The 18,852-nt window shown below is 51.4% G+C and carries 22 protein-coding genes and 1 other annotated feature; of the genes, 6 read left to right on the top strand and 16 right to left on the bottom strand.

The genetic code is table 11. The features are described 5' to 3' along the window. Positions 1–2: 2 nt before the first annotated feature. The 12 genes from ACZRKO_RS12335 to ACZRKO_RS12280 form a co-directional block, all read right to left on the bottom strand. On the bottom strand, positions 3–353 hold the full coding sequence (locus tag ACZRKO_RS12335; protein ID WP_463737569.1) for a GPW/gp25 family protein: 351 nt from the start codon (positions 351–353) through the stop codon (positions 3–5). Further along, on the bottom strand, positions 350–991 hold the full coding sequence (locus ACZRKO_RS12330; RefSeq protein ID WP_463737568.1) for a phage baseplate assembly protein V: 642 nt from the start codon (positions 989–991) through the stop codon (positions 350–352). Before ACZRKO_RS12330 ends, ACZRKO_RS12335 begins: the two co-directional genes overlap by 4 nt. A gap of 88 nt (positions 992–1,079) precedes the next feature. After that, a complete protein-coding gene (locus tag ACZRKO_RS12325) occupies positions 1,080–1,541 on the bottom strand; it encodes a phage tail protein (RefSeq protein WP_463737567.1) in 462 nt (153 codons plus the stop codon). Next, positions 1,504–1,746, bottom strand: coding sequence for an Rz1-like lysis system protein LysC (gene lysC / locus ACZRKO_RS12320; RefSeq protein ID WP_463738083.1), 243 nt, complete (start codon positions 1,744–1,746; stop codon positions 1,504–1,506). The genes ACZRKO_RS12325 and lysC overlap by 38 nt, the downstream gene beginning before the upstream one ends. Next, positions 1,637–2,068 (bottom strand): Rz-like lysis system protein LysB, encoded by a 432-nt coding sequence (locus ACZRKO_RS12315; RefSeq protein WP_463738115.1) that lies wholly within the window; start codon positions 2,066–2,068, stop codon positions 1,637–1,639. The genes lysC and ACZRKO_RS12315 overlap by 110 nt, the downstream gene beginning before the upstream one ends. Then, the gene (locus tag ACZRKO_RS12310; RefSeq protein WP_463737566.1) at positions 2,065–2,574 is read right to left on the bottom strand and encodes a lysozyme; all 510 of its coding nucleotides are present in this window, start codon (positions 2,572–2,574) and stop codon (positions 2,065–2,067) included. Before ACZRKO_RS12310 ends, ACZRKO_RS12315 begins: the two co-directional genes overlap by 4 nt. Then, on the bottom strand, positions 2,555–2,776 hold the full coding sequence (locus tag ACZRKO_RS12305; protein WP_463737565.1) for an HP1 family phage holin: 222 nt from the start codon (positions 2,774–2,776) through the stop codon (positions 2,555–2,557). Before ACZRKO_RS12305 ends, ACZRKO_RS12310 begins: the two co-directional genes overlap by 20 nt. Continuing rightward, positions 2,767–2,970, bottom strand: a complete 204-nt coding sequence (locus ACZRKO_RS12300) for a tail protein X (protein WP_463737564.1) — start codon at positions 2,968–2,970, stop codon at positions 2,767–2,769. Before ACZRKO_RS12300 ends, ACZRKO_RS12305 begins: the two co-directional genes overlap by 10 nt. Before the next feature lie 258 nt (positions 2,971–3,228). Then, the gene (locus ACZRKO_RS12295) at positions 3,229–3,423 is read right to left on the bottom strand and encodes a hypothetical protein (RefSeq protein WP_463737563.1); all 195 of its coding nucleotides are present in this window, start codon (positions 3,421–3,423) and stop codon (positions 3,229–3,231) included. An 89-nt stretch (positions 3,424–3,512) separates the two neighbouring features. Continuing rightward, positions 3,513–5,552, bottom strand: a complete 2,040-nt coding sequence (locus ACZRKO_RS12290; protein WP_463737562.1) for a replication endonuclease — start codon at positions 5,550–5,552, stop codon at positions 3,513–3,515. A gap of 12 nt (positions 5,553–5,564) precedes the next feature. Then, complete coding sequence (locus ACZRKO_RS12285; RefSeq protein ID WP_463737561.1) at positions 5,565–5,786, bottom strand: TraR/DksA C4-type zinc finger protein; 222 nt, start codon at positions 5,784–5,786, stop codon at positions 5,565–5,567. A gap of 104 nt (positions 5,787–5,890) precedes the next feature. Beyond that, the gene (locus ACZRKO_RS12280) at positions 5,891–6,160 is read right to left on the bottom strand and encodes a hypothetical protein (RefSeq protein WP_463737560.1); all 270 of its coding nucleotides are present in this window, start codon (positions 6,158–6,160) and stop codon (positions 5,891–5,893) included. Between the two features lie 175 nt (positions 6,161–6,335). On the opposite strand from ACZRKO_RS12280, the gene ACZRKO_RS12275 reads away from it, so the two are divergent. After that, positions 6,336–6,926, top strand: coding sequence for a phage repressor protein CI (locus ACZRKO_RS12275; protein ID WP_463737559.1), 591 nt, complete (start codon positions 6,336–6,338; stop codon positions 6,924–6,926). A gap of 48 nt (positions 6,927–6,974) precedes the next feature. Here the strand turns inward: ACZRKO_RS12275 and ACZRKO_RS12270 are convergent, their stop codons facing one another. Next, entirely contained in the window at positions 6,975–8,318 is a 1,344-nt protein-coding gene (locus ACZRKO_RS12270) for an anaerobic C4-dicarboxylate transporter (RefSeq protein WP_463737558.1), read from the bottom strand. Between the two features lie 471 nt (positions 8,319–8,789). Here ACZRKO_RS12270 and ACZRKO_RS12265 point away from each other — a divergent pair, with 471 nt between their 5' ends. Together ACZRKO_RS12265 and tyrA are read left to right on the top strand one after the other, a co-directional pair. Continuing rightward, on the top strand, positions 8,790–9,866 hold the full coding sequence (locus tag ACZRKO_RS12265; RefSeq protein ID WP_463737557.1) for a 3-deoxy-7-phosphoheptulonate synthase: 1,077 nt from the start codon (positions 8,790–8,792) through the stop codon (positions 9,864–9,866). Between the two features lie 7 nt (positions 9,867–9,873). Continuing rightward, the gene (tyrA, locus tag ACZRKO_RS12260; RefSeq protein ID WP_463737556.1) at positions 9,874–10,995 is read left to right on the top strand and encodes a bifunctional chorismate mutase/prephenate dehydrogenase; all 1,122 of its coding nucleotides are present in this window, start codon (positions 9,874–9,876) and stop codon (positions 10,993–10,995) included. Positions 10,996–11,067: 72 nt separating this feature from the next. On the opposite strand, the gene pheA is transcribed toward tyrA, so the two are convergent. From pheA to bamD, 3 genes are all read right to left on the bottom strand, one after another. Further along, positions 11,068–12,225 carry a bifunctional chorismate mutase/prephenate dehydratase gene (gene pheA / locus ACZRKO_RS12255; RefSeq protein ID WP_463737555.1) on the bottom strand — a complete coding sequence of 386 codons (1,158 nt, stop codon included), beginning with the start codon at positions 12,223–12,225 and terminating at the stop codon, positions 11,068–11,070. Positions 12,226–12,279: 54 nt separating this feature from the next. Further along, positions 12,280–12,404 (bottom strand) — a sequence feature (Phe leader region). A gap of 130 nt (positions 12,405–12,534) precedes the next feature. Beyond that, positions 12,535–12,885, bottom strand: a complete 351-nt coding sequence (gene raiA, locus ACZRKO_RS12250) for a ribosome-associated translation inhibitor RaiA (protein ID WP_463737554.1) — start codon at positions 12,883–12,885, stop codon at positions 12,535–12,537. A gap of 320 nt (positions 12,886–13,205) precedes the next feature. Further along, the gene (gene bamD, locus ACZRKO_RS12245) at positions 13,206–13,940 is read right to left on the bottom strand and encodes an outer membrane protein assembly factor BamD (RefSeq protein WP_140475966.1); all 735 of its coding nucleotides are present in this window, start codon (positions 13,938–13,940) and stop codon (positions 13,206–13,208) included. A 130-nt stretch (positions 13,941–14,070) separates the two neighbouring features. On the opposite strand from bamD, the gene rluD reads away from it, so the two are divergent. From rluD to clpB, 3 genes are all read left to right on the top strand, one after another. Further along, positions 14,071–15,048, top strand: a complete 978-nt coding sequence (rluD, locus tag ACZRKO_RS12240) for a 23S rRNA pseudouridine(1911/1915/1917) synthase RluD (RefSeq protein ID WP_463737553.1) — start codon at positions 14,071–14,073, stop codon at positions 15,046–15,048. Then, the gene (yfiH, locus tag ACZRKO_RS12235) at positions 15,048–15,785 is read left to right on the top strand and encodes a purine nucleoside phosphorylase YfiH (RefSeq protein ID WP_463737552.1); all 738 of its coding nucleotides are present in this window, start codon (positions 15,048–15,050) and stop codon (positions 15,783–15,785) included. Before rluD ends, yfiH begins: the two co-directional genes overlap by 1 nt. A 130-nt stretch (positions 15,786–15,915) precedes the next feature. Next, the gene (gene clpB, locus ACZRKO_RS12230) at positions 15,916–18,489 is read left to right on the top strand and encodes an ATP-dependent chaperone ClpB (RefSeq protein WP_463737551.1); all 2,574 of its coding nucleotides are present in this window, start codon (positions 15,916–15,918) and stop codon (positions 18,487–18,489) included. Positions 18,490–18,852: the final 363 nt, after the last annotated feature.

The raw sequence follows: 18,852 nt of genomic DNA, 5'->3' as shown, positions 1-18,852 counted from the left end.
TCTCAGCTCACAGGAATACTCAGGGAAAAATCCGTTGCCGTATCACTACGGTTTCCGGTTATATCCACCACCATTTTGCCGTCGTTACCGGCATTGAAGGTGATGGCGCTCAGCGTGATTCGGGGTTCCCACTGCAACAGTGCTGTGTAGCAAACGGCCATAATTTGCAGGCGCAGCGCGTCGTTTTGTGGCTGGTCGATAAGCTGCGACAGCAGTGAGCCGTAGTTGCGGCGCATAACGCGGGAACCGACCGGTGTTTGCAGAATGTCGCTGACGGACTGGCGAATATGGTCGAGATCTTCAATCGCCAGACCACTGTCACGCGACATGCCGAGATATTGGGGAACACTCATTGCGGGCCTCCGGTTTGACCGCCGCCAGTCTGTACGCCGCTGTGACGGTGGGTGTGTAAAACAATGCCGTTAGAGGTCAGGCTTCCGCCGCTGTGGCTGATATTGCCGGTCATGCTGCCGCCTTGTTTTACCTCAAGCGATCCGGTGATGAGCTTGTCGCTGCACACCACTTCAGGAGATTCCAGGGTAATGCGCGTGCTGGCATGGCACGTTATCTGCGGAGCGGTAACTGAAATCGTGTCAGCCGCGTTGACCGTGGCGGACTTAATACCGATCGCCGTCAGTGCTCCGCTGGCCGGTTCGTACTCGATGACCGCACCGTCCGGGAAGCTCAGATGCACCGCATCAGCCGAGGCCGAGGGCGCCGGATTGGCGTCTGAGAAAATGGCAGGTAGCACGAAAGCGGTCGTGAGTTCGCCGCCCATCGACAGCAGCAGAACCTGTTCACCCACCGACGGTGCCCACCAGTTGCGGGTACGGCCAGCGCGGCTGGTCATCCACGGCAACCAGGCGGTGGTGTTATCGCCGCTGGTGACGCGGCAGCGGGCGTTGTCGAGATCGACAGCGGTAATCTTCCCGATGCGCACGATATTATTAAGCAGCCGGAGCATGTCGTTGAGTTGAGCGTATGTATTCATAGATTCAAGGATGCCGTTTAACGGGGGTGTTCAACAATCAGTGCCCGTCCGCCGGGCCGTGGCACAACGAGCGGCAGCTGAAACCGGGTTATTCAGTCCACTGACTGATCAGTTCACCGTTGAGGTAAACCTGATGTGGTCTGGTGTTATCCTCCGGCAGCGATGGTTCCGGCAGATGGGTGATGGTCCGTACTCCATCCCGATCTACAACCTGAACTCGTTCGGTGAGTTGCAGCGTTATCGTCAGGCCGTTAGCCTGCGGGCTGACGGCAAAATCGGTCAGCCTGCGGGTACTGCTGCTCAGGATGTCAGGCTGGTTTTCTCTCAGCCAGTCGAGCACAGAGACAACCACCAGATCTGTCACCGCGTCGCTGAGTGCGTCATCACTGACGGTCAGCGTGAGAGGAAAGTGGTATTCGAATGAGAGTGACGGCGCGAGTGTGGATACCACGTTGCCTGCGCCGGTGACGATCACCAGTTTTTCGGGGTGCTGATTAAGCAGTGGAACCTGCTCAATCAGCCGTTGTTGAAGCTGATTGGTTTTTAACACGCTGTACCTCCTGACATTGTTTGATGGCGTCAACCTGTAGCCCGCACGTAAGCAGAGCGGACTCGAGCTGACGAACGTCGGCGCTGAGATCTCCGTTATTTTTTGGCTGGCTGCCGGGTATCGGGCACGGGCTGACTGCCGGACAACCAACGTAAATAATCTGTGGCAGTGGAGAAATCGGGGCGCTGGTGCAACTGGCTAACAGCAGGGGGAAGAGGACTTTCAGCCCATGTTTTAACGGCGGGATTGTCATTGTGGCTCCTCTGAAATTGTTGTTCCCGTTGCAGTGTCAGGTTGCTGGCTTTACCCAGCGCCTGACGCAGCGCCAGCTCGGCCTGTTCACGCAGCTGTATCTGTTGATTGAGCTTTCCTATCAGCTGGTCACGACTTTTTATCTGCACCGTCAGGGCGTCCCGTTCGTGGGTGAGGGCGTTTTTCGCCTGCCGCAGGCCGTGGCTATAAAACACCAATATCAGCAGGGCCAGCAGCAGCGTGCCGGAGAGTAAAAGCAGGGCACGCAGGGTCATATTCCACTCAGGCACAAGGTGTGCTCAGCCGCACGGCGGCGTTCAAGACCGGCGCTGCGTACCCCTTTCACAAACACCCAGCGCGGCAGTTGTTCGCAGGCGGCGCGCCACTGACGTTTGTTGATAAAAAACGCCAGCGTGGAGTGGCAGGAGGCGCTGACCCCGACGTTAAACGTGAAGGCTGCTACTGCGTCATACACCGCTTGCGGCATCGCGACGTTCATACAGCCCTGCATCCCTTTCTCCACGGTTTTAATATCGGCGAGTAAATTGGCCGCGGCTTTTTGATCGGTAATCGGCCCCTTTGGTGTGACGCCCGCCGTGTGGCCGATGCCGCTGGTCCAGACACCCGCGCTGCATTGATAAGGTGTCAGCTGGCAACCTTCAAAATCGGCAATCAGCTTTAAGCCCGCTTCCGAGGTGGATAACGTCATATATCCCGGCAGAAGCACCATCAGCCCCAGCACCACGGCGGCGCTGCACTTTTTAATCGTTGAGGCGTTCATAGGTCTCCTTGCTGAGTCCGCTACGGGCGAGCAGCAGATAGCTTTTTCGCCGGTAGTACCAGTTGACGAGAAATGTTCCGATACCCACGGCGGTTCCGACCAGAAAGGCGATGTCTTCCAGAGAGAGTCCGCCCAGCCAAGCCATAAAAGTGGCGATGAGATAGGCGCAGGTTGAGGTCATACGTCCTGTGCTCAGTCCCATAGTTTTAGCGATTCTTTAACGGGGGCTTCGGCGATATCGGGCATGTCGACGGCGGTTCCGTGGGGAAGAACAGGCCCCCATTCCGCCATGTTTTTATTGGCGTTATAGACTTTCTCGACCACCGATGCAGTGCGGCCATAAAAACGCCAGCACATCGAATCGACGGTATCCCCTTGTTGTGCATAAACTTTCATTTTGGTCCCCTGATATTGAAGTGGATGGACGGTTCAGATTATCCAGTGTCAGGAATGTCAGGAGGCGCGGCAATGAAGGACCGTTGTGAACCTTGTGGCACAACAGAAGGTACAAATGTGCTGGTGTCTACAGAGGAGGATAAACAGGAAAAAGAAGAATCAAGTGTCAGCAGGGGAGGTGGCGGGGGCGCGCTAGCCTGTATCCGGAGAACCCGAAAAGGAGAGGCTTAGCGCCAGGTACCCGCGTTCAGTAAAGCGTTAGTGTGGATCCGTTTGGTTGAGCTCACAGGGCACAGCATCGTCTTGATTATCAGGTAAGGCCTGGCTCGCCAGTTCAGAAATCAGCGACATGACGATTAGAAACTCTTGAGAATTACACTGTGCCGTTTGCGAGATATCCGCAATCAGCTGTATTCGTGAAAGTATTAATTGTTGTTTATTCAGGTTTTCCACCGTGCCATTCCTCTGATACTGTGTTTATATACAGTATTATTTAATTAAAGGATCACGTCAATACTGTGTATCTTTGAAAACGACTAATCCTATGATTTACTGGCATTTTTTTCCCTTTTATCGCGTGGTGGGCTGGTGGGGGCTTGCAGGGCAAAAGCCGGTGCTTCTTTCCGTTCAGAGTGACCTTTTTTCCATCCTGCAGGGGCTTTAGTGCTTTTGAGTACCGTGAAGGTTACATAAGATTTCCCACAGTTAACAACAGAACTCCGAGGGGCAATCTCTGCAACGCTGTTATCTGAAAAATCTGGCTGGGGTGCCCGGCGGACAATTTTCCAGCGCGATGAACGGGTCAAATAGCAATGCTCCGCGCCCAGATGCGGAGCATAAATTCCGACCACCTGAAGCCGTTCCTCCTGATAAGCGTTAAAACTGCCGCTGGCATGTCGCGCCACCCTGACAGTTTGCCCGTTTCGGGAGACGTTGGTTCCGCCCTGCGCCTGAATATAGGCGGCATAATCTCCGCAATCCGCCGCCTGTCGAACATCTTCAACCTGCTGGTCAAAACTGTCTGCCAGACTGATATCGCGGATACGGCGACACTCCCGATATGCGCCAACCGAGGGTAATCCAATAGGGTGAAACTGCGGAATGCGCCAGGTTGATGCCCATGCCGTCACCGCCGATGCGGTGTCAGTCAGAAGTTTACCGGTATCGAAGTCGGTCTCACCTTCAAGGGCATAACCGTCAATATTCTTGGAGATATACTTAGCGATGTACGCCGCTGCGCCGCCCCGGTTGAGCGGTTTACAATCGAAACGGTTACGGCAGGCACCCGGCTCGTCGCCGTCTTCCGCTAATGCGTAGCGGCGCATGATCTCGACGGCGGGGGTTTGCTGTGAGGCACCGGTGAACAGCATCAGATGCCAGTGCGGCGTACCGTCATGGTGAGGTTCCACCACTCTGACGCCATAGATTTTTATATTACGATCTTTAAAAGCGGTACGGATTTTCGCCCATACCGCCACCAGATAGCGTTGAGCCTCTTTGGGGGAACTGGCCTGATCATCCCATTTGGTATTAAACATTATCTGGCGCGTGCTTCCGGCAGTGCGGGTGGGATGATATTTTGACGGCGTGGTCAGTGTGATAAACAAACCGCAGTCACCTTGCAGGCTCGCCACTTTTTCCACACCGGCAATCATCGTCATGAGTTCCATCCGCCGGATTGCCGGATTTGAAATGCTGGACATGACGGTGTCGAGCAGGCTGATCCTTTCGCCGGTCTGCTCGTTCTCAAGATCGCAGTTGCGCAGATAATTCAGGGTGGATAACCGCCGGGAACGGATTTCGCGCAATGCATTTTTGCTGGCATACGCCGAACTTGCCCGGCTGACGTAACCTCCGGCGATCATCAGCGCCTCACGCCAGCGGGTTTGTTGTGACAGCAGTTGCCTGACCCACCAGTCGGCATTCACCAGCCGTGAGAGACTGGCGACAGCGGCCGAGGCATCCAGTTTTCCCTTACAGAAACGTGACCAATGCAAAGGCGTTACGTTCAACGCCCGCGCCATCCCTGCCAGAGCGGCGAAAAACTGATTCTGTGTAGCATCGCTTAACAGGATTTGAGTTGCGTGCGAAGACCGGGCGAGCTGTTCTTCACACAAATTTTCATACGCCTCCTGGCACTCGGTTGCGATTTGCCAGGCCAGCCGAGTGAGGCTTTTTCCGTTGAGATCGGGAAGGCGATTATACGACTCCTCTTCGGCGGTAAACCGCAGGGAGAGATGGCGCTTCAGGCTATTTTGCTGGTTAACTTTTTGAATGCGTGGCCACAGACTCCCAAGAAAGGTGTTCTGAAGAAAATGCCGGGCTGACTGCAGCCCCTTCTCCTCTAACAGATATTGATAGCGTCTCTGCACTGATGCCCTCAGGCACAGAGGGAGTGACGCCATTTTATCAGTAGCGTACTGAGTTCTTTTTACCGCCTGGTCAGATGGAAGGAAAAATGGGCGCGAAATCGCTTCACGCGGTGCATTCCACCACCAGGCACCGGTAAGGGGGCTGGCGGCGGCTAATGAGAAAGGCGGTGGCGGGGCAGGGGCAAAGCGCCCGCGCTGAATATCAGACATGATGCTTTTCCTTTATCCGGTGCGAAAATGCCGGGCATTTTTCTCAATCCGTTCCTGACAGTGAATGCAGCGCTGCGCACCAATCAGTAAACGGCGTCGTGCTTCGGGAATATTTTCGCCACAGTCCTCACATATAAAAGCCGCGGGCTGGCGTGAAGAGGCGGTGGCCTGCGCTATCTGTGCCTCCAGTAATTTGGCCTGCCTCTCCTGGGCTTCATCGATCCAGTCCGGCATCGGGAACCTCCATAAAAAAGTTGTGTTGCATGGTTTTTCCTTTTTCAGGCAATAGAGCGCCTGACGGGTTGAACGTCTTTTTAGGTTTGAACTGCATTTAATGACTATTTGAAATGCGTATTCAGCATGTAGCCAAAGCTTTTGAGCGAAAGGATGGCATCGACGATCCGCCGTTTCTCCTCTGCGGATAACTCATCGAAAGTCATCTGGGTGTGTCGGGCCTTCAGTCCGGCATGAAAACAGAGAGTGACTTTCCATTCGTCTGGCGCCGTATCAAAGAGTGTCTGCATACGGCAACCTGAAGCGTGGAAATAGGTCTTCTTAATGACTTCAATATGTTGTAAACCGCGCTCACGCTGGGATTCGCTTCCCATAAACATGCTGTCCTCCCAAGCCCCGGGGCATTGCAATTTGATAATGCATAGATAATGATCTCCTTAGCGCTAAATTTGATATCATTACCGGTCATATTTCAGGTTACAGTTGAAATTTAAACTTGCTTTTGCAAGTTGTCAAGGCGATTTTCGAAGCTAAAGAGGTTTTTGCAAGATGCGGCTGGATGAACTCGAAGGTGGTAAAGCAGTACTGGGGCGGATGCTGCAAGCATACGGATTCAGCATGCAGAAAGAGCTGGGAGACTTGTACGGTCTGTCATCGGGCACGATAAGTACCTGGGTAAGAAGAAATTATTTCCCCGGCGATGTCGTTGTAGCCTGCGCATTGGATACCGGTGTTTCTTTACGCTGGTTAGCGACCGGCCACGGTGCGATGCATGATAATCAACCTACGCAAGGCGCGGATGTTGAAAAAGTGAGTCAGCTTACAAAATTGAGATTGCGTGGTGGGGCGCTGGAGGAGGAAGGGGAGTGGGTCGTAGACGGTTCATTGCTGGATACCTCGTTAACTCAACCAGCCTACGTGGTGAAAGGTCATCACTCATGGATCATCGATCTGGGCAGCGACAACATTGGTAACGGCCGCTGGTTGCTGGATATTGATGGCGACGTGGACGTTTACGACGTGGCACGGCTTCCCGGTAATCGCTTAAAAATAAGCAGTCTGGCGACAACGTTTGACTGTGGCGTAGAGGAAGTGAAAGCGCTCGGGCAGGTCTTCATTACCCTTGACCGTAATCTCTGAGATAACTTTCCGGCCGTCGCGCTTTCCCTTTTAGTCGGTTATGGGCTGCTACATAAATGTTGTCACCAGCAGGTAGCCTGCCAGACAGGAACACGACACGCCAATCAGGCCGGGAATGATAAAGCTGTGGTTGATTATGTATTTGCCGATTTTCGTGGTGCCGGAGCGGTCAAAGCCGATGCAGGCCAGATCGCTGGGGTAGGTTGGCAGCACAAAGTAGCCGTAAGAAGCCGCAAAGAAAGCGATCAGCATTTTGGGGTCGATGCCGAGCTGAAGCGCCATTGGCGCGATGGCCGTCAGCGCCGCAGCCTGACTGTTCACCAGCTTTGACACTAAAAAAAGTACCAGCGCATAAGCCCACGGATGGCTCTGTACCACGCCTTGTAATGCGGTTTTCAATTCCCCCAGATGGGCCTGAAAGAACGTATCGCTCATCCACGCCACGCCAAATACAGAAAATATCGCCACCATCCCTGCCTTAAATACCGGGCCATTGGCGATATCCGCCGATTTCACTTTGCAGCCGATAAGGATGACCGCACCGGCGATCAGCATCATCATCTGAATGACCAGATTCATGGATAAAGGCTTTAGTTTGCCACCGGTGTCAAACGATGGGCGTAATTCAGAAAAGGAACCTAATAAGACGACGATAATAATCGCTGCAAAAAATATCCAGGTAGACCAGTAGGCTTGTTTAGGAAAAACATGATTGAGCAAGGTTTCTGTATTGCCGTAAATATATTCCCGCTGTTTGGGATCGGTTATTTTTAGCTGAAAATCCGGATCGTTCTCCAGCTCTTTTCCCCGCTTTAAACTCCACAAGGCCGCCATCACCACGCCAAACAGCGAGGACGGAATGGAAATCGCCAGTATTTGCAGGATGCTGTACGCCTGACCATATCCGTGGCCTGCGGCGATAATCGAAACCAATGAAACAACGGCCACCGAGACTGGCGAGGCGGTGATCGCCATTTGCGATGCCACTGATGCCACGGCCATCGGACGTTCCGGGCGGATCCCTTTTTTCAGTGCGATGTCAGCAATGATAGGGAACATGGTGTAGACAACATGTCCGGTGCCGCACAGAAACGTCAGCATCCAGGTGGTTAACGGTGCGAGTAAGGTGATGTGCTGCGGATGTTTGCGTAACAGTTTTTCCGCAAATTGCATCATCACGTTAAGCCCGCCAGCCGTTTGTAATACGGCGGCACAGCCGATGACGGCCAGTATCGTCAGCATTACGTCGATAGGCGGTTTACCCGGTTCCAGTCCAAAAACGAAAGTCAGAAAGAATAATCCTATTCCGCTGATGAGGCCCAGGCCCATTCCGCCATACCGGGTACCAATAAGCAGGCAAAGTATAATAATGGCAAATTGTAATGTGATCATATTCCCTCCGTTGAATTCAAAATAGTTCTTGAAATTCAGGGTGATAATTAACGCAAGGTAAAAGATGAATTAATAGTTAATTAACTGTGTAAATAAATATGCGAAGGGGATCATCCTTTTCCATATGAATGTTGTGGTTATGCGAGTTTTATTATTTTCTTAATTTAAATTGTTATTAATAATTTAATGACTCTGGGGATTTTGTTTGATTAATGTCCATAATTGCTGTGATGGTGTTGATTTTACTAAGCGGGGTTTTAGTCAGGTTGTTATCGTTTATGACGCACAAAGCTAGCGGTAACAAAGCAGGTTGGCCGTTTAATAATGGAAAGTTAAATTTACGATTTTGGGGTTTTAGTAGGCTTATGGTAAGTAAAAGTTTACATATTAGGTTTGAAATCTTTACAGCCTGTGTTATCGTCACGGCATGCTGATAACCAGCACCCCTTTTACTGACAGCGGACGGCCACCATGCAAAAAGACGCACTCAATAATGTACATATCAGCGCAGAGCAGATTTTAATCACTCCTGAAGAGCTGAAAGTTCGTTTTCCATTAGGTATCAATGACGAAAATAATATTGCCCAGGCACGTAAGACCATCGCAGATATTGTGCACGGTCGCGATCCTCGTCTGCTGGTGGTATGCGGTCCTTGCTCCATTCATGATTTGGATGCCGCGCTGGATTACGCCCGTCACCTGAAAATCTTATCTGATGAGTTAAGTGACCGTCTGTACATTGTTATGCGCGTCTACTTTGAAAAACCACGTACTACTGTCGGCTGGAAAGGCTTAATTAACGATCCGCACATGGACGGCACGTTTGACGTGGAAGCGGGCCTGCATATTGCGCGTAATCTGCTGCTGCAATTGGTCGGTATGGGTCTGCCACTGGCGACGGAAGCACTGGATCCGAACAGCCCGCAATACCTTGGTGACCTGTTCAGCTGGTCAGCTATCGGAGCGCGTACCACTGAGTCACAAACGCACCGCGAAATGGCTTCCGGTCTTTCTATGCCGGTGGGTTTTAAAAATGGTACCGATGGCAGCCTTGGCACTGCGATCAACGCCATGCGCGCTGCTGAAATGCCACACCGTTTCGTGGGTATCAATCAGGCAGGTCAGGTTTGCTTGCTGCAAACTCAGGGCAATCCGGACGGGCATGTGATCCTGCGCGGCGGTAAGACGCCGAACTACAGCAGTCAGGATGTGCAGGTCTGTGAAAAACAGATGCAGGATGCGGGACTCCGCCCTTCCTTGATGATAGATTGCAGCCATGGTAACTCGAACAAAGACTACCGCCGCCAGACCGTGGTGGCACAGTCAGTCATCGATCAAATCAAAGCGGGTAACCGCTCAATTACCGGTTTGATGCTGGAAAGTAATTTGCACGAAGGCAACCAGTCTTCTGAACAACCCCGTTCTACGATGAAGTACGGGGTTTCCGTGACAGATGCCTGCATTAACTGGGAAAGCACAGAAACATTGCTGCGGACTATGCACCAGGAACTGGGCGAGTCGCTGGCGGCACGAATCGCAGGAGAGTAGTAGTTATATGGTGGCTGAACTTAACGCATTGCGTGATCAGATCGATGAAGTGGATAAAGCTTTATTGGATCTTCTATCCCGTCGCCTGAATTTGGTGGCGGAAGTGGGTGAGGTCAAAAGCCGCTACGGTTTGCCCATTTATGTTCCAGAACGGGAAGCCGCCATGCTGGCTTCGCGCCGGCAGGAAGCGCAGCAGTTGGGCGTTCCTCCCGATTTGATCGAAGATGTTTTACGCCGCGTTATGCGTGAGTCTTACTCCAGTGAAAACGATAAGGGCTTCAAAACCCTTCGTCCAGAATTACGACCAATCGTGATTGTTGGCGGCAGGGGGCAGATGGGGCGCTTATTTACCCGTATGCTCGAACTGTCGGGTTATCAGGTCAAAGTATTGGAGCAGGAGGATTGGCCGCAGGCCGAAACTCTGCTTTCTGATGCCGGTATGGTGATTGTCAGCGTGCCAATTCATCTGACCGAAGAGGTGATTGGCCGGTTACCGAAACTGCCAGCAGACTGTATTCTTGTCGATCTCGCGTCTGTGAAGAATCGCCCGCTTCAGGCGATGCTCGCGGTGCATGAAGGGCCGGTGCTGGGCCTGCATCCGATGTTCGGCCCGGATGTTGGCAGCCTTGCCAAGCAGGTTGTGGTTTACTGTGATGGTCGTGAACCACAGGCCTATCAGTGGTTGCTTGAGCAGTTACAGGTGTGGGGTGCCCGGTTACACAAAATCAGCGCGGTTGAACACGATCAGAACATGGCCTTTATTCAGGCGCTGCGCCACTTTGCAACTTTCGCTTATGGCTTGCATCTGTGCGAAGAAAATGTGCAGATTGATCAACTGCTGGCACTGTCCTCACCGATTTACCGCCTCGAATTGGCGATGGTCGGGCGACTGTTTGCACAAGATCCGCAGCTATATGCAGACATTATTATGTCTTCAGAAAGTAATCTGGCGCTGATCAAACGCTATTATCAGCGTTTCGGTGATGCACTGGCATTGCTTGAGAGTGGCGATAAACAGGCGTTTATCCGCAAATTCAAACAGGTAGAAAACTGGTTTGGCGATTACGCGCCACGTTTCCTCAAAGAGAGTGGCTCGTTGCTGCGTCAGGCGAACGATAACCGACGTTAATTGCGCGATGAACACGATACAAAAGGCCATCCGGTTAAACGGTATGGCCTTTTTTGTTGTTTAAGCGGCCATTCAGCCCGGATTCACGGGGACAATGTTTTCGCTCGGGTAACAACCTAGCACTTTCAGTGAACGGGTGATGTTACCCAGGCCGCGCAATGCTTTCTCCATCGCTTCAGCGCGCAGGTTAGCCTGCACATCGATATAAAACATCTCTTCCCACGGATTCCCGTTGATTGGGCGTGATTCCAGCTTGGTCATAATGATGCCGTGCTCGCGCAGTACCAGCAGGGCTTCCACCAGAGCACCGGCCTGTTGACCTGTCGCCATAATGAAGGTGGTTTTCGCCGGAACCTGTTCAGTCACTTCAATGGCTTTACGGGCCAGCACAATGAAGCGGGTAATGTTCTGTTCCTGATTCGCCAAATTGTGTTCCAGTACCTGCAGGCCATACAACGCACCGCCAGCCTCACTTCCCAGTGCGGCAACGTGTGGAGACTTAGCCGCGGCGACTTTCTCCATCGCAGCGGCGGTGCTTTCGCAATATTCAATTTTCCAGTGCGGGTAGCGGTTAATGAACTGGCTGCACTGCTGGAAAGGCTGCGGATGGCTGTAGACCGTCTCAATTTTCGACAGATCAGTGTCTGTGGCAACCAGTACACAGTGGTCGATAGGGTTATTCATCTCGCCGACAATCGACAGGCTGGTGTGTTGCAGCAGGTCATAGACATCGTTGATGCCGCCGGAACTGGTATTTTCAATCGGCAGAACGGCGTAGTCAGCCTGACCGGTTTCGACCTGAGTGAAGATATCCTGGAATTTCTGGCAGCCGCATTCGATGAACTGTTCGAAATGGCGTGCGGCGTACTGTCGGGCAGCAAGGTGGGAGTAGGACCCTTTGGGCCCCAGAAAAGCGATGCGTGCGGAGCCAGAGCTGGTCTGATTCAGATGTTGTTGTAACAATGCCTGCTGAGTCAAAACGGAGTCTTCGATAATCAGCTGGTAAACACGGGTGATGTAGTGACCATCAAGCCCCTGCTTTTTGCCTTCCATAATCAGGGCGTTAATCAGCTCTTTTTCACGCTCTTTATCGCGGATAGGGCGATGAGAATGCATTTTAGACTGTGCAACTTCTACGGCCAGATTGCGCCTTTCTGCCAGTAACGCCAGTAATTTTAAGTCTAGCGCGCTGATGCGTTCACGTAGTGCCAGCAACGGATTCTCGGTCATTATGTCACCCTTTTTTATGTGCTTTCTTTCTGTCGAATTTGCCAAATTATGAGCATAAAAAAAGCCCCCTTTTCAGGAGGCTTTGTTGTTCGTCTTCGCATTCATTCTTTCGCGACGAAACGCCTCCCAGTCAGGGGAAGGTAAAAAAGAATGCGAAGAAAAACAGTTTTGTGTTCATGCGTCGTGATTTCTCTGATGAAGTCTGGCTCTAAAGTAACCGCTGGGTTTTCATTGTGTCAATACAATTTCCAGCAGGCATAAAAAACGCGCTCCGGAGAGCGCGCTGTTTTTGAGCGTGAAAACTGGAAACTACTTTTCCTCTTCCTCTTCTTCAACAGGTTCCAGGTTCATCTCTTTGACGCAGGTTTCTGCGCGGCGTGCCTCACCTTTGTGCTGGGCTTTGTTCAACTGACGTTCAAGTTTCGCAATCAGATCATTAACGGCTGCGTACATGTCATCATGCGTTGCGCTGGCAACCAGCGGCCCATTGGCGGTTGTAATGGTCGCATCGGCGACGAATCCCTGAGGTTCTTTCGAAAGAACAATGTGTGGGTTAATTAACTGAGTTTGCCATTTTTCCAGTTTTTTTAGACGGTCTTCGACGTGTTCCCGAATCGCTGTAGTGATGTCCATTTGTTTGCTGGTAATGTTCACTGTCATGTAATTTACCTCTCTGTCTTTCCGTCTAGGATGGATTCAGCATACCTGCCTTTGAGACAAAATGCGTGATGGAAATCACGTTTTTTTGTCACTTTTTGTCAAGAGAAACAAAACTGTGACTTGGGGTAATTATCGGCCGGATAGGGCTTGTGACTTTGGTCAGAATAAAGCAATATCGATAAGATATGTTCCGCTTGATCGCCCCTTCCAGAATCATCTCTGCTTTAAAAATCATTACTTTATTTTATTCAACGCAAAAAAAACGGCAGCCTGAGCTACCGTTTGTTCCGGACAAAGTTTTAGTGATCCTTAACCCTGAATTATGACGCGTTGTTGGTTGCAATGATTTTAGCAACTTTGTCCGCTTCGTTATTCAGTTGCAGTTCACGATAGGCATTTTCCATCAGTGGCAGCGCATCACGCGTCGCTTTGGTATCCGGGTAATTCTTCAGCATTTCCTCTACACGATTAACGACGGCGACGTAAGCACCACGTTTAGTGTAGTATTGCACGACCGACAGCTCATATTTGGCCAGACGATCTTTCAGGAATACCAGACGCTTATTGGCATCGGTTGCATACTGACTGTTCGGATAGCTATGAATAAGCTGGCTGAAGTCACGGAAAGCGGCACGTGCATGTTGCGGATCACGGTCGGAACGATCGATACCGAAGAAGCCTTGCAACGCACTGTCGTCCAGCGCCATATCCGTCAGACCACGCATGTACATGACGTAATCAATGTTCGGATGGGTCGGGTTCAGGCGCATAAAGCGATCAATAGAGGCCTGAGCCAAAGGCAAGTCAGCAGACTTATAATAAGCGTAGATCAGATCTAACTGCACTTGTTGTGAGTAAGGTCCAAATGGATAGCGGTTATCCAACGCTTCTAATTGAGCAATAGCGCCCTTAAAGTTACCGTCCTGCAGCTTTTGCTGGGCAGTAGCATAAAGTACGTTTGGCGGGTTATCGGGAACCGTTTCTTTGGAACCGGAGCAACCGACCAGCGCCAGGCTCAACGTGGCTGCTGCCACCAGATATTTCACACGCGTCATGACGTTTTGATTATCCTCAGGTGTTATTCTGGGAGACTGTCCGTTAAGCTCCCGACAAAGACCAGCTACAATAGCACATTATTTTAAACGGCATCGCCGTGAAAACCCAACGTTAACCAAGAAGCTGCATATGGCACAACAAGTACAACTCACCGCAACGGTGGCCGAATCTCAACTCGGTCAACGGTTAGATCAGGCTTTGGCCGAATTGTTCCCTGATTATTCACGATCTCGCATAAAAGATTGGATCCTGGATGACAGGGTGCAAGTTAATGGCAAGAAAGTGACCAAACCAAAAGAAAAAGTGTTGGGTGGCGAGGCTATCGCAATCGATGCGCAAATTGAAGAAGATGCGCGTTGGCTGCCACAGGATATCGCGTTAAACATTGTCTACGAAGATAACGATATTTTAGTCATCAATAAACCCCGAGATCTGGTTGTTCACCCAGGTGCAGGGAATCCTGATGGTACCGTGCTGAATGCGTTATTGCATTATTATCCAGAAATCATGGACGTACCGCGTTGTGGCATTGTTCACCGTCTGGATAAAGACACCACCGGTTTGATGGTGGTCGCGAAAACCGTACCCGCACAAACACATCTGGTTGAAGCGTTACAGGCGCGCGAAATTACCCGCGAATATGAAGCGATAGCGATGGGCACCATGACGGCTGGAGGCACGGTGGATCAACCTATTGCCCGCCATTCGACTAAGCGCACGCACATGGCGGTTCACCCAATGGGTAAACCTGCTACTACGCATTACCGCATTATGGAGCACTTCCGTGCTCATACGCGTATGCGTCTGCGTCTGGAAAGCGGCCGTACACACCAGATTCGTGTACATATGGCGCATATCAACCATCCTCTGTTAGGCGATCAGCTTTATGGTGGGCGTCCTCGCTTGCCAAAGGGCGCTTCGGAATCCTTCATTGCTACGCTGCGCGGTTTTGACCGCCAGGCTCTGCATGCAACCATGTTGCGTCTTTATCATCCGGTCACAGGTATTGAGATGGAATGGCACGCGCCACTTCCACAGGATATGATCGATCTGATTAATGCGCTCAAGGCCGATACTGAAGAGTTCAAGGATCAGATGAATTGGTGATGAGTTCGCTCATTCAGCCTCAGTGGCCGCAGCCTTTAACGGTGCGGTCATGTACGACGACGCGTCAGGGCGGTGTCAGTTTGCCGCCCTTTGGTTCACTCAATCTGGGTTCACACGTTGGTGATGATCCTCAGTCCGTCAACGCCAACCGCCTGCGCCTCATCGATTTAGCCGCGCTTCCCGCAGCACCACACTGGCTCGAACAAGTACACGGCACCGACGTTGTCAGGCTCACGCCTACGACTCCTTATTCACCCACGCGGGTGGCGGATGCCACTTACACTCATCATCGCGGCGTCGTCTGCGCGGCCATGACCGCCGACTGTCTGCCGGTCCTTTTTTCCAGCCTTGCTGGAGATGAAGTCGCTGCCGCACATGCAGGGTGGCGGGGGCTGCATGCGGGCGTGCTCGAAAAAACCGTGACTGAATTCTCTGCGAAAACTTCAGACATTATTGCCTGGCTGGGACCGGCGATTGGTCCGCAACAGTTTGAAGTGGGGGGGGAGGTTCGGGAGGCATTTATGTCGGCCGATCCACTGGCCAAAGTCGCCTTCCAGCCCCAAGGGAATAAATTCCTAGCGGATATCTATCATCTGGCACGACTGCGCTTGAATTCTTGCGGTGTGACTCGCATTTATGGCGGGGAATATTGCACGGTAACTGACAGCACAAAATTTTACTCTTACCGACGTGATGTTAACACCGGACGAATGGCAAGTTTAATTTGGCTTATATAACCTTCCTTATCAAGACCATCCGCCGGCGCATGGCGTTGTACTCATAATTTACTGACAAGATAACCTTGAAAACGTGAGGGTTGACCTCATCTATTCTCCAGTAGCAATTTTGTTCAGAATAGGAGGAGTTATGCGTCTGGATCGTCTTACGAGTAAATTCCAGCTTGCCCTCGCCGATGCTCAGTCACTCGCACTTGGGCGCGACAACCAATTTATCGAACCTGTTCACCTGATGAGTGCTTTGCTCACTCAGGAAGGCGGGACGGTACGTCCGTTATTGACCGCTGCCGGGATAGATACCCCGCGACTGCGCACGGATATAGAACAGGCTTTGGGGCGATTGCCGCAAGTTGAAGGTACCGGTGGTGATGTTCAACCATCCAGTGAACTGGTACGTGTTTTAAATCATTGTGACAAATTAGCGCAGCAACGCGCTGATAAATTTATTTCATCCGAACTGTTTATTCTCGCGGCGCTGAAAGACCGCGGCACCTTGACTGACCTGCTCAAAGCCAGCGGCGCAACGGTTGAGAAAATCAGTGCGGCAATTGATCAAATGAGAGGTGGCGATAAAGTGGATGATCAGGGAGCTGAAGACCAACGTCAGGCTTTGAAAAAATACACTATCGACCTGACCGAACGTGCAGAGCAAGGCAAACTTGATCCGGTGATTGGCCGTGACGAAGAAATTCGCCGCACCATTCAGGTACTGCAACGTCGTACCAAGAATAACCCGGTATTAATCGGTGAGCCTGGTGTCGGTAAAACGGCGATTGCCGAAGGTCTTGCTCAGCGCATCATTAACGGTGAAGTGCCTGAAGGTCTGAAAAATAAACGCGTACTTTCATTAGATATGGGCGCTTTGGTGGCCGGTGCGAAATACCGTGGTGAGTTCGAAGAGCGCCTGAAAGGCCTGCTCAATGACCTGTCAAAACAGGAAGGTAATGTCATCCTGTTTATTGATGAATTGCACACCATGGTCGGCGCAGGTAAAGCTGACGGCGCAATGGACGCAGGCAACATGCTCAAGCCTGCACTGGCGCGGGGTGAACTTCACTGCGTGGGTGCCACGACGTTAAATGAGTACCGTCAGTATATAGAGAAAGATGCAGCACTTGAGCGTCGCTTCCAGAAAGTCTTTATTGCTGAGCCATCAGTTGAAGACACCATCGCAATTTTGCGCGGGCTGAAAGAGCGTTATGAACTGCATCACCATGTGCAGATCACTGACCCGGCTATCGTGGCGGCGGCAACGTTGTCGCATCGTTATATCTCTGACCGTCAGTTGCCGGATAAGGCCATTGACCTGATAGACGAAGCGGCATCCAGCATCCGTATGCAGATGGACTCAAAACCAGAAGCTTTGGATCGCCTTGAACGCCGTATTATCCAGTTAAAACTGGAGCAGCAGGCTCTGAAGAAAGAGTCTGATGATGCCAGCGTTAAACGTCTGGAAATGCTGGAAACCGAGCTTGATCAGAAAGAACGTGAATTCTCGGAGCTTGATGAAGAGTGGAAAGCAGAGAAAGCCTCTCTGACCGGTACTCAGAATATTAAGACCGAGCTTGAGCAGGCCAAGATAACGCTGGAACAGGCGCGACGCGTCGGTGACCTGGGTCGTATGTCTGAATTGCAGTACGGTAAAATTCCAGAACTGGAAAAACAACTGGCTGCGGCAACTCAGGCAGAAGGCAAAACCATGAAGTTGCTGCGAAACCGGGTAACTGATGTGGAAATTGCGGACGTGCTGGCTCGCTGGACCGGTATTCCGGTAGCGAGAATGCTGGAAAGCGAGCGTGAAAAACTGCTGCGCATGGAAGAAGAGTTGCATCATCGGGTCATTGGACAGAATGAAGCGGTAGAAGCGGTATCGAATGCGATTCGCCGTAGTCGTGCTGGCTTATCGGATCCAAACCGTCCGATCGGTTCATTCCTCTTCCTTGGCCCAACCGGGGTTGGTAAAACAGAACTTTGTAAAGCGCTGGCGACCTTCCTCTTTAATAGTGATGATGCCATGGTGCGTATCGACATGTCTGAGTTTATGGAGAAACACTCTGTATCTCGTTTGGTGGGGGCGCCACCAGGATATGTCGGCTATGAAGAGGGGGGTTACTTAACGGAGGCTGTACGCCGTCGCCCTTACTCCGTCATCTTATTAGATGAAGTGGAGAAGGCGCATCCGGATGTTTTCAACATTCTGCTGCAGGTTCTGGATGACGGGCGTTTGACTGACGGGCAGGGTAGAACGGTAGATTTCCGCAATACTGTGGTGATCATGACCTCTAACCTGGGTTCTGACGTTATTCAGCAGCATTTCGGTGAAGCGACTTATGAGCAGATGAAAGCATCAGTGATGGAAGTGGTCATTCAGAACTTCCGTCCTGAATTCATCAACCGTATTGATGAAGTGGTTGTCTTCCATCCACTGGCTCATGCGCATATCAAAAATATCGCGAAGGTCCAGTTGGAGCGTTTGTACAAGCGCTTGGAAGAACATGGTTACACAGCCACATTAACCGATGCGGCTCTGGAGCTGATTGGCAACACTGGTTTCGACCCTGTATACGGTGCGCGGCCACTTAAACGCGCAATCCAGCAGGAAATCGAGAACCCGCTGGCTCAGCAAATATTGTCAGGGAAGCTGATTCCGGGTAAACCGATCACGATAGATGTGGAAAATGATCATATCGTGGCTCGCCAATAACCGGTCGAAATGCAGCAAAATAGCGTTTTAGAGGCTCAGAGCTCATCTGAGCCTCTTTTTTTGTATGTAATTCACCCGATTTAGGTGGGTTTGTCCAAAAAAAGAACGGTCAGTAATTTATTTGAAATTAAGGGTTGCGGCCTTCTGAGAACTCCCTATAATGCGCCTCCACTGACCGGGAACAACGATTGAGAAGTCGCTCGGCCAGGAAGGGAAAAAGACGAAAGTTCGAATAAATAATCTCTTGACTCTTCAGCGGGAAAGCGTAATATACGCCTCCCGCGCCGCATAAGATTCCTTGCGAACTGCGGCATGCTCTTTAACAATTTATCAGACAATCTGTGTGGGCACTCACAAGACGAT

The sequence above is a fragment of the Ewingella sp. C233 genome (assembly GCF_055407225.1).
Note: the sequence above shows the minus strand (reverse complement) of the source record. Positions and strands in the feature narration are given on the sequence as shown.

Coding starts and splice junctions, on each gene's coding strand:
- ACZRKO_RS12335 (WP_463737569.1), bottom strand. CDS start 353: ATGAGTGTTCCCCAATATCTCGGCATGTCGCGTGACAGTGGTCTGGCG.
- ACZRKO_RS12330 (WP_463737568.1), bottom strand. CDS start 991: ATGAATACATACGCTCAACTCAACGACATGCTCCGGCTGCTTAATAAT.
- ACZRKO_RS12315 (WP_463738115.1), bottom strand. CDS start 2,068: ATGACCCTGCGTGCCCTGCTTTTACTCTCCGGCACGCTGCTGCTGGCC.
- ACZRKO_RS12310 (WP_463737566.1), bottom strand. CDS start 2,574: ATGAACGCCTCAACGATTAAAAAGTGCAGCGCCGCCGTGGTGCTGGGG.
- ACZRKO_RS12305 (WP_463737565.1), bottom strand. CDS start 2,776: ATGGGACTGAGCACAGGACGTATGACCTCAACCTGCGCCTATCTCATC.
- ACZRKO_RS12300 (WP_463737564.1), bottom strand. CDS start 2,970: ATGAAAGTTTATGCACAACAAGGGGATACCGTCGATTCGATGTGCTGG.
- ACZRKO_RS12290 (WP_463737562.1), bottom strand. CDS start 5,552: ATGTCTGATATTCAGCGCGGGCGCTTTGCCCCTGCCCCGCCACCGCCT.
- ACZRKO_RS12285 (WP_463737561.1), bottom strand. CDS start 5,786: ATGCCGGACTGGATCGATGAAGCCCAGGAGAGGCAGGCCAAATTACTG.
- ACZRKO_RS12280 (WP_463737560.1), bottom strand. CDS start 6,160: ATGGGAAGCGAATCCCAGCGTGAGCGCGGTTTACAACATATTGAAGTC.
- ACZRKO_RS12275 (WP_463737559.1), top strand. CDS start 6,336: ATGCGGCTGGATGAACTCGAAGGTGGTAAAGCAGTACTGGGGCGGATG.
- ACZRKO_RS12270 (WP_463737558.1), bottom strand. CDS start 8,318: ATGATCACATTACAATTTGCCATTATTATACTTTGCCTGCTTATTGGT.
- ACZRKO_RS12265 (WP_463737557.1), top strand. CDS start 8,790: ATGCAAAAAGACGCACTCAATAATGTACATATCAGCGCAGAGCAGATT.
- tyrA (WP_463737556.1), top strand. CDS start 9,874: ATGGTGGCTGAACTTAACGCATTGCGTGATCAGATCGATGAAGTGGAT.
- pheA (WP_463737555.1), bottom strand. CDS start 12,225: ATGACCGAGAATCCGTTGCTGGCACTACGTGAACGCATCAGCGCGCTA.
- raiA (WP_463737554.1), bottom strand. CDS start 12,885: ATGACAGTGAACATTACCAGCAAACAAATGGACATCACTACAGCGATT.
- bamD (WP_140475966.1), bottom strand. CDS start 13,940: ATGACGCGTGTGAAATATCTGGTGGCAGCAGCCACGTTGAGCCTGGCG.
- rluD (WP_463737553.1), top strand. CDS start 14,071: ATGGCACAACAAGTACAACTCACCGCAACGGTGGCCGAATCTCAACTC.
- yfiH (WP_463737552.1), top strand. CDS start 15,048: ATGAGTTCGCTCATTCAGCCTCAGTGGCCGCAGCCTTTAACGGTGCGG.
- clpB (WP_463737551.1), top strand. CDS start 15,916: ATGCGTCTGGATCGTCTTACGAGTAAATTCCAGCTTGCCCTCGCCGAT.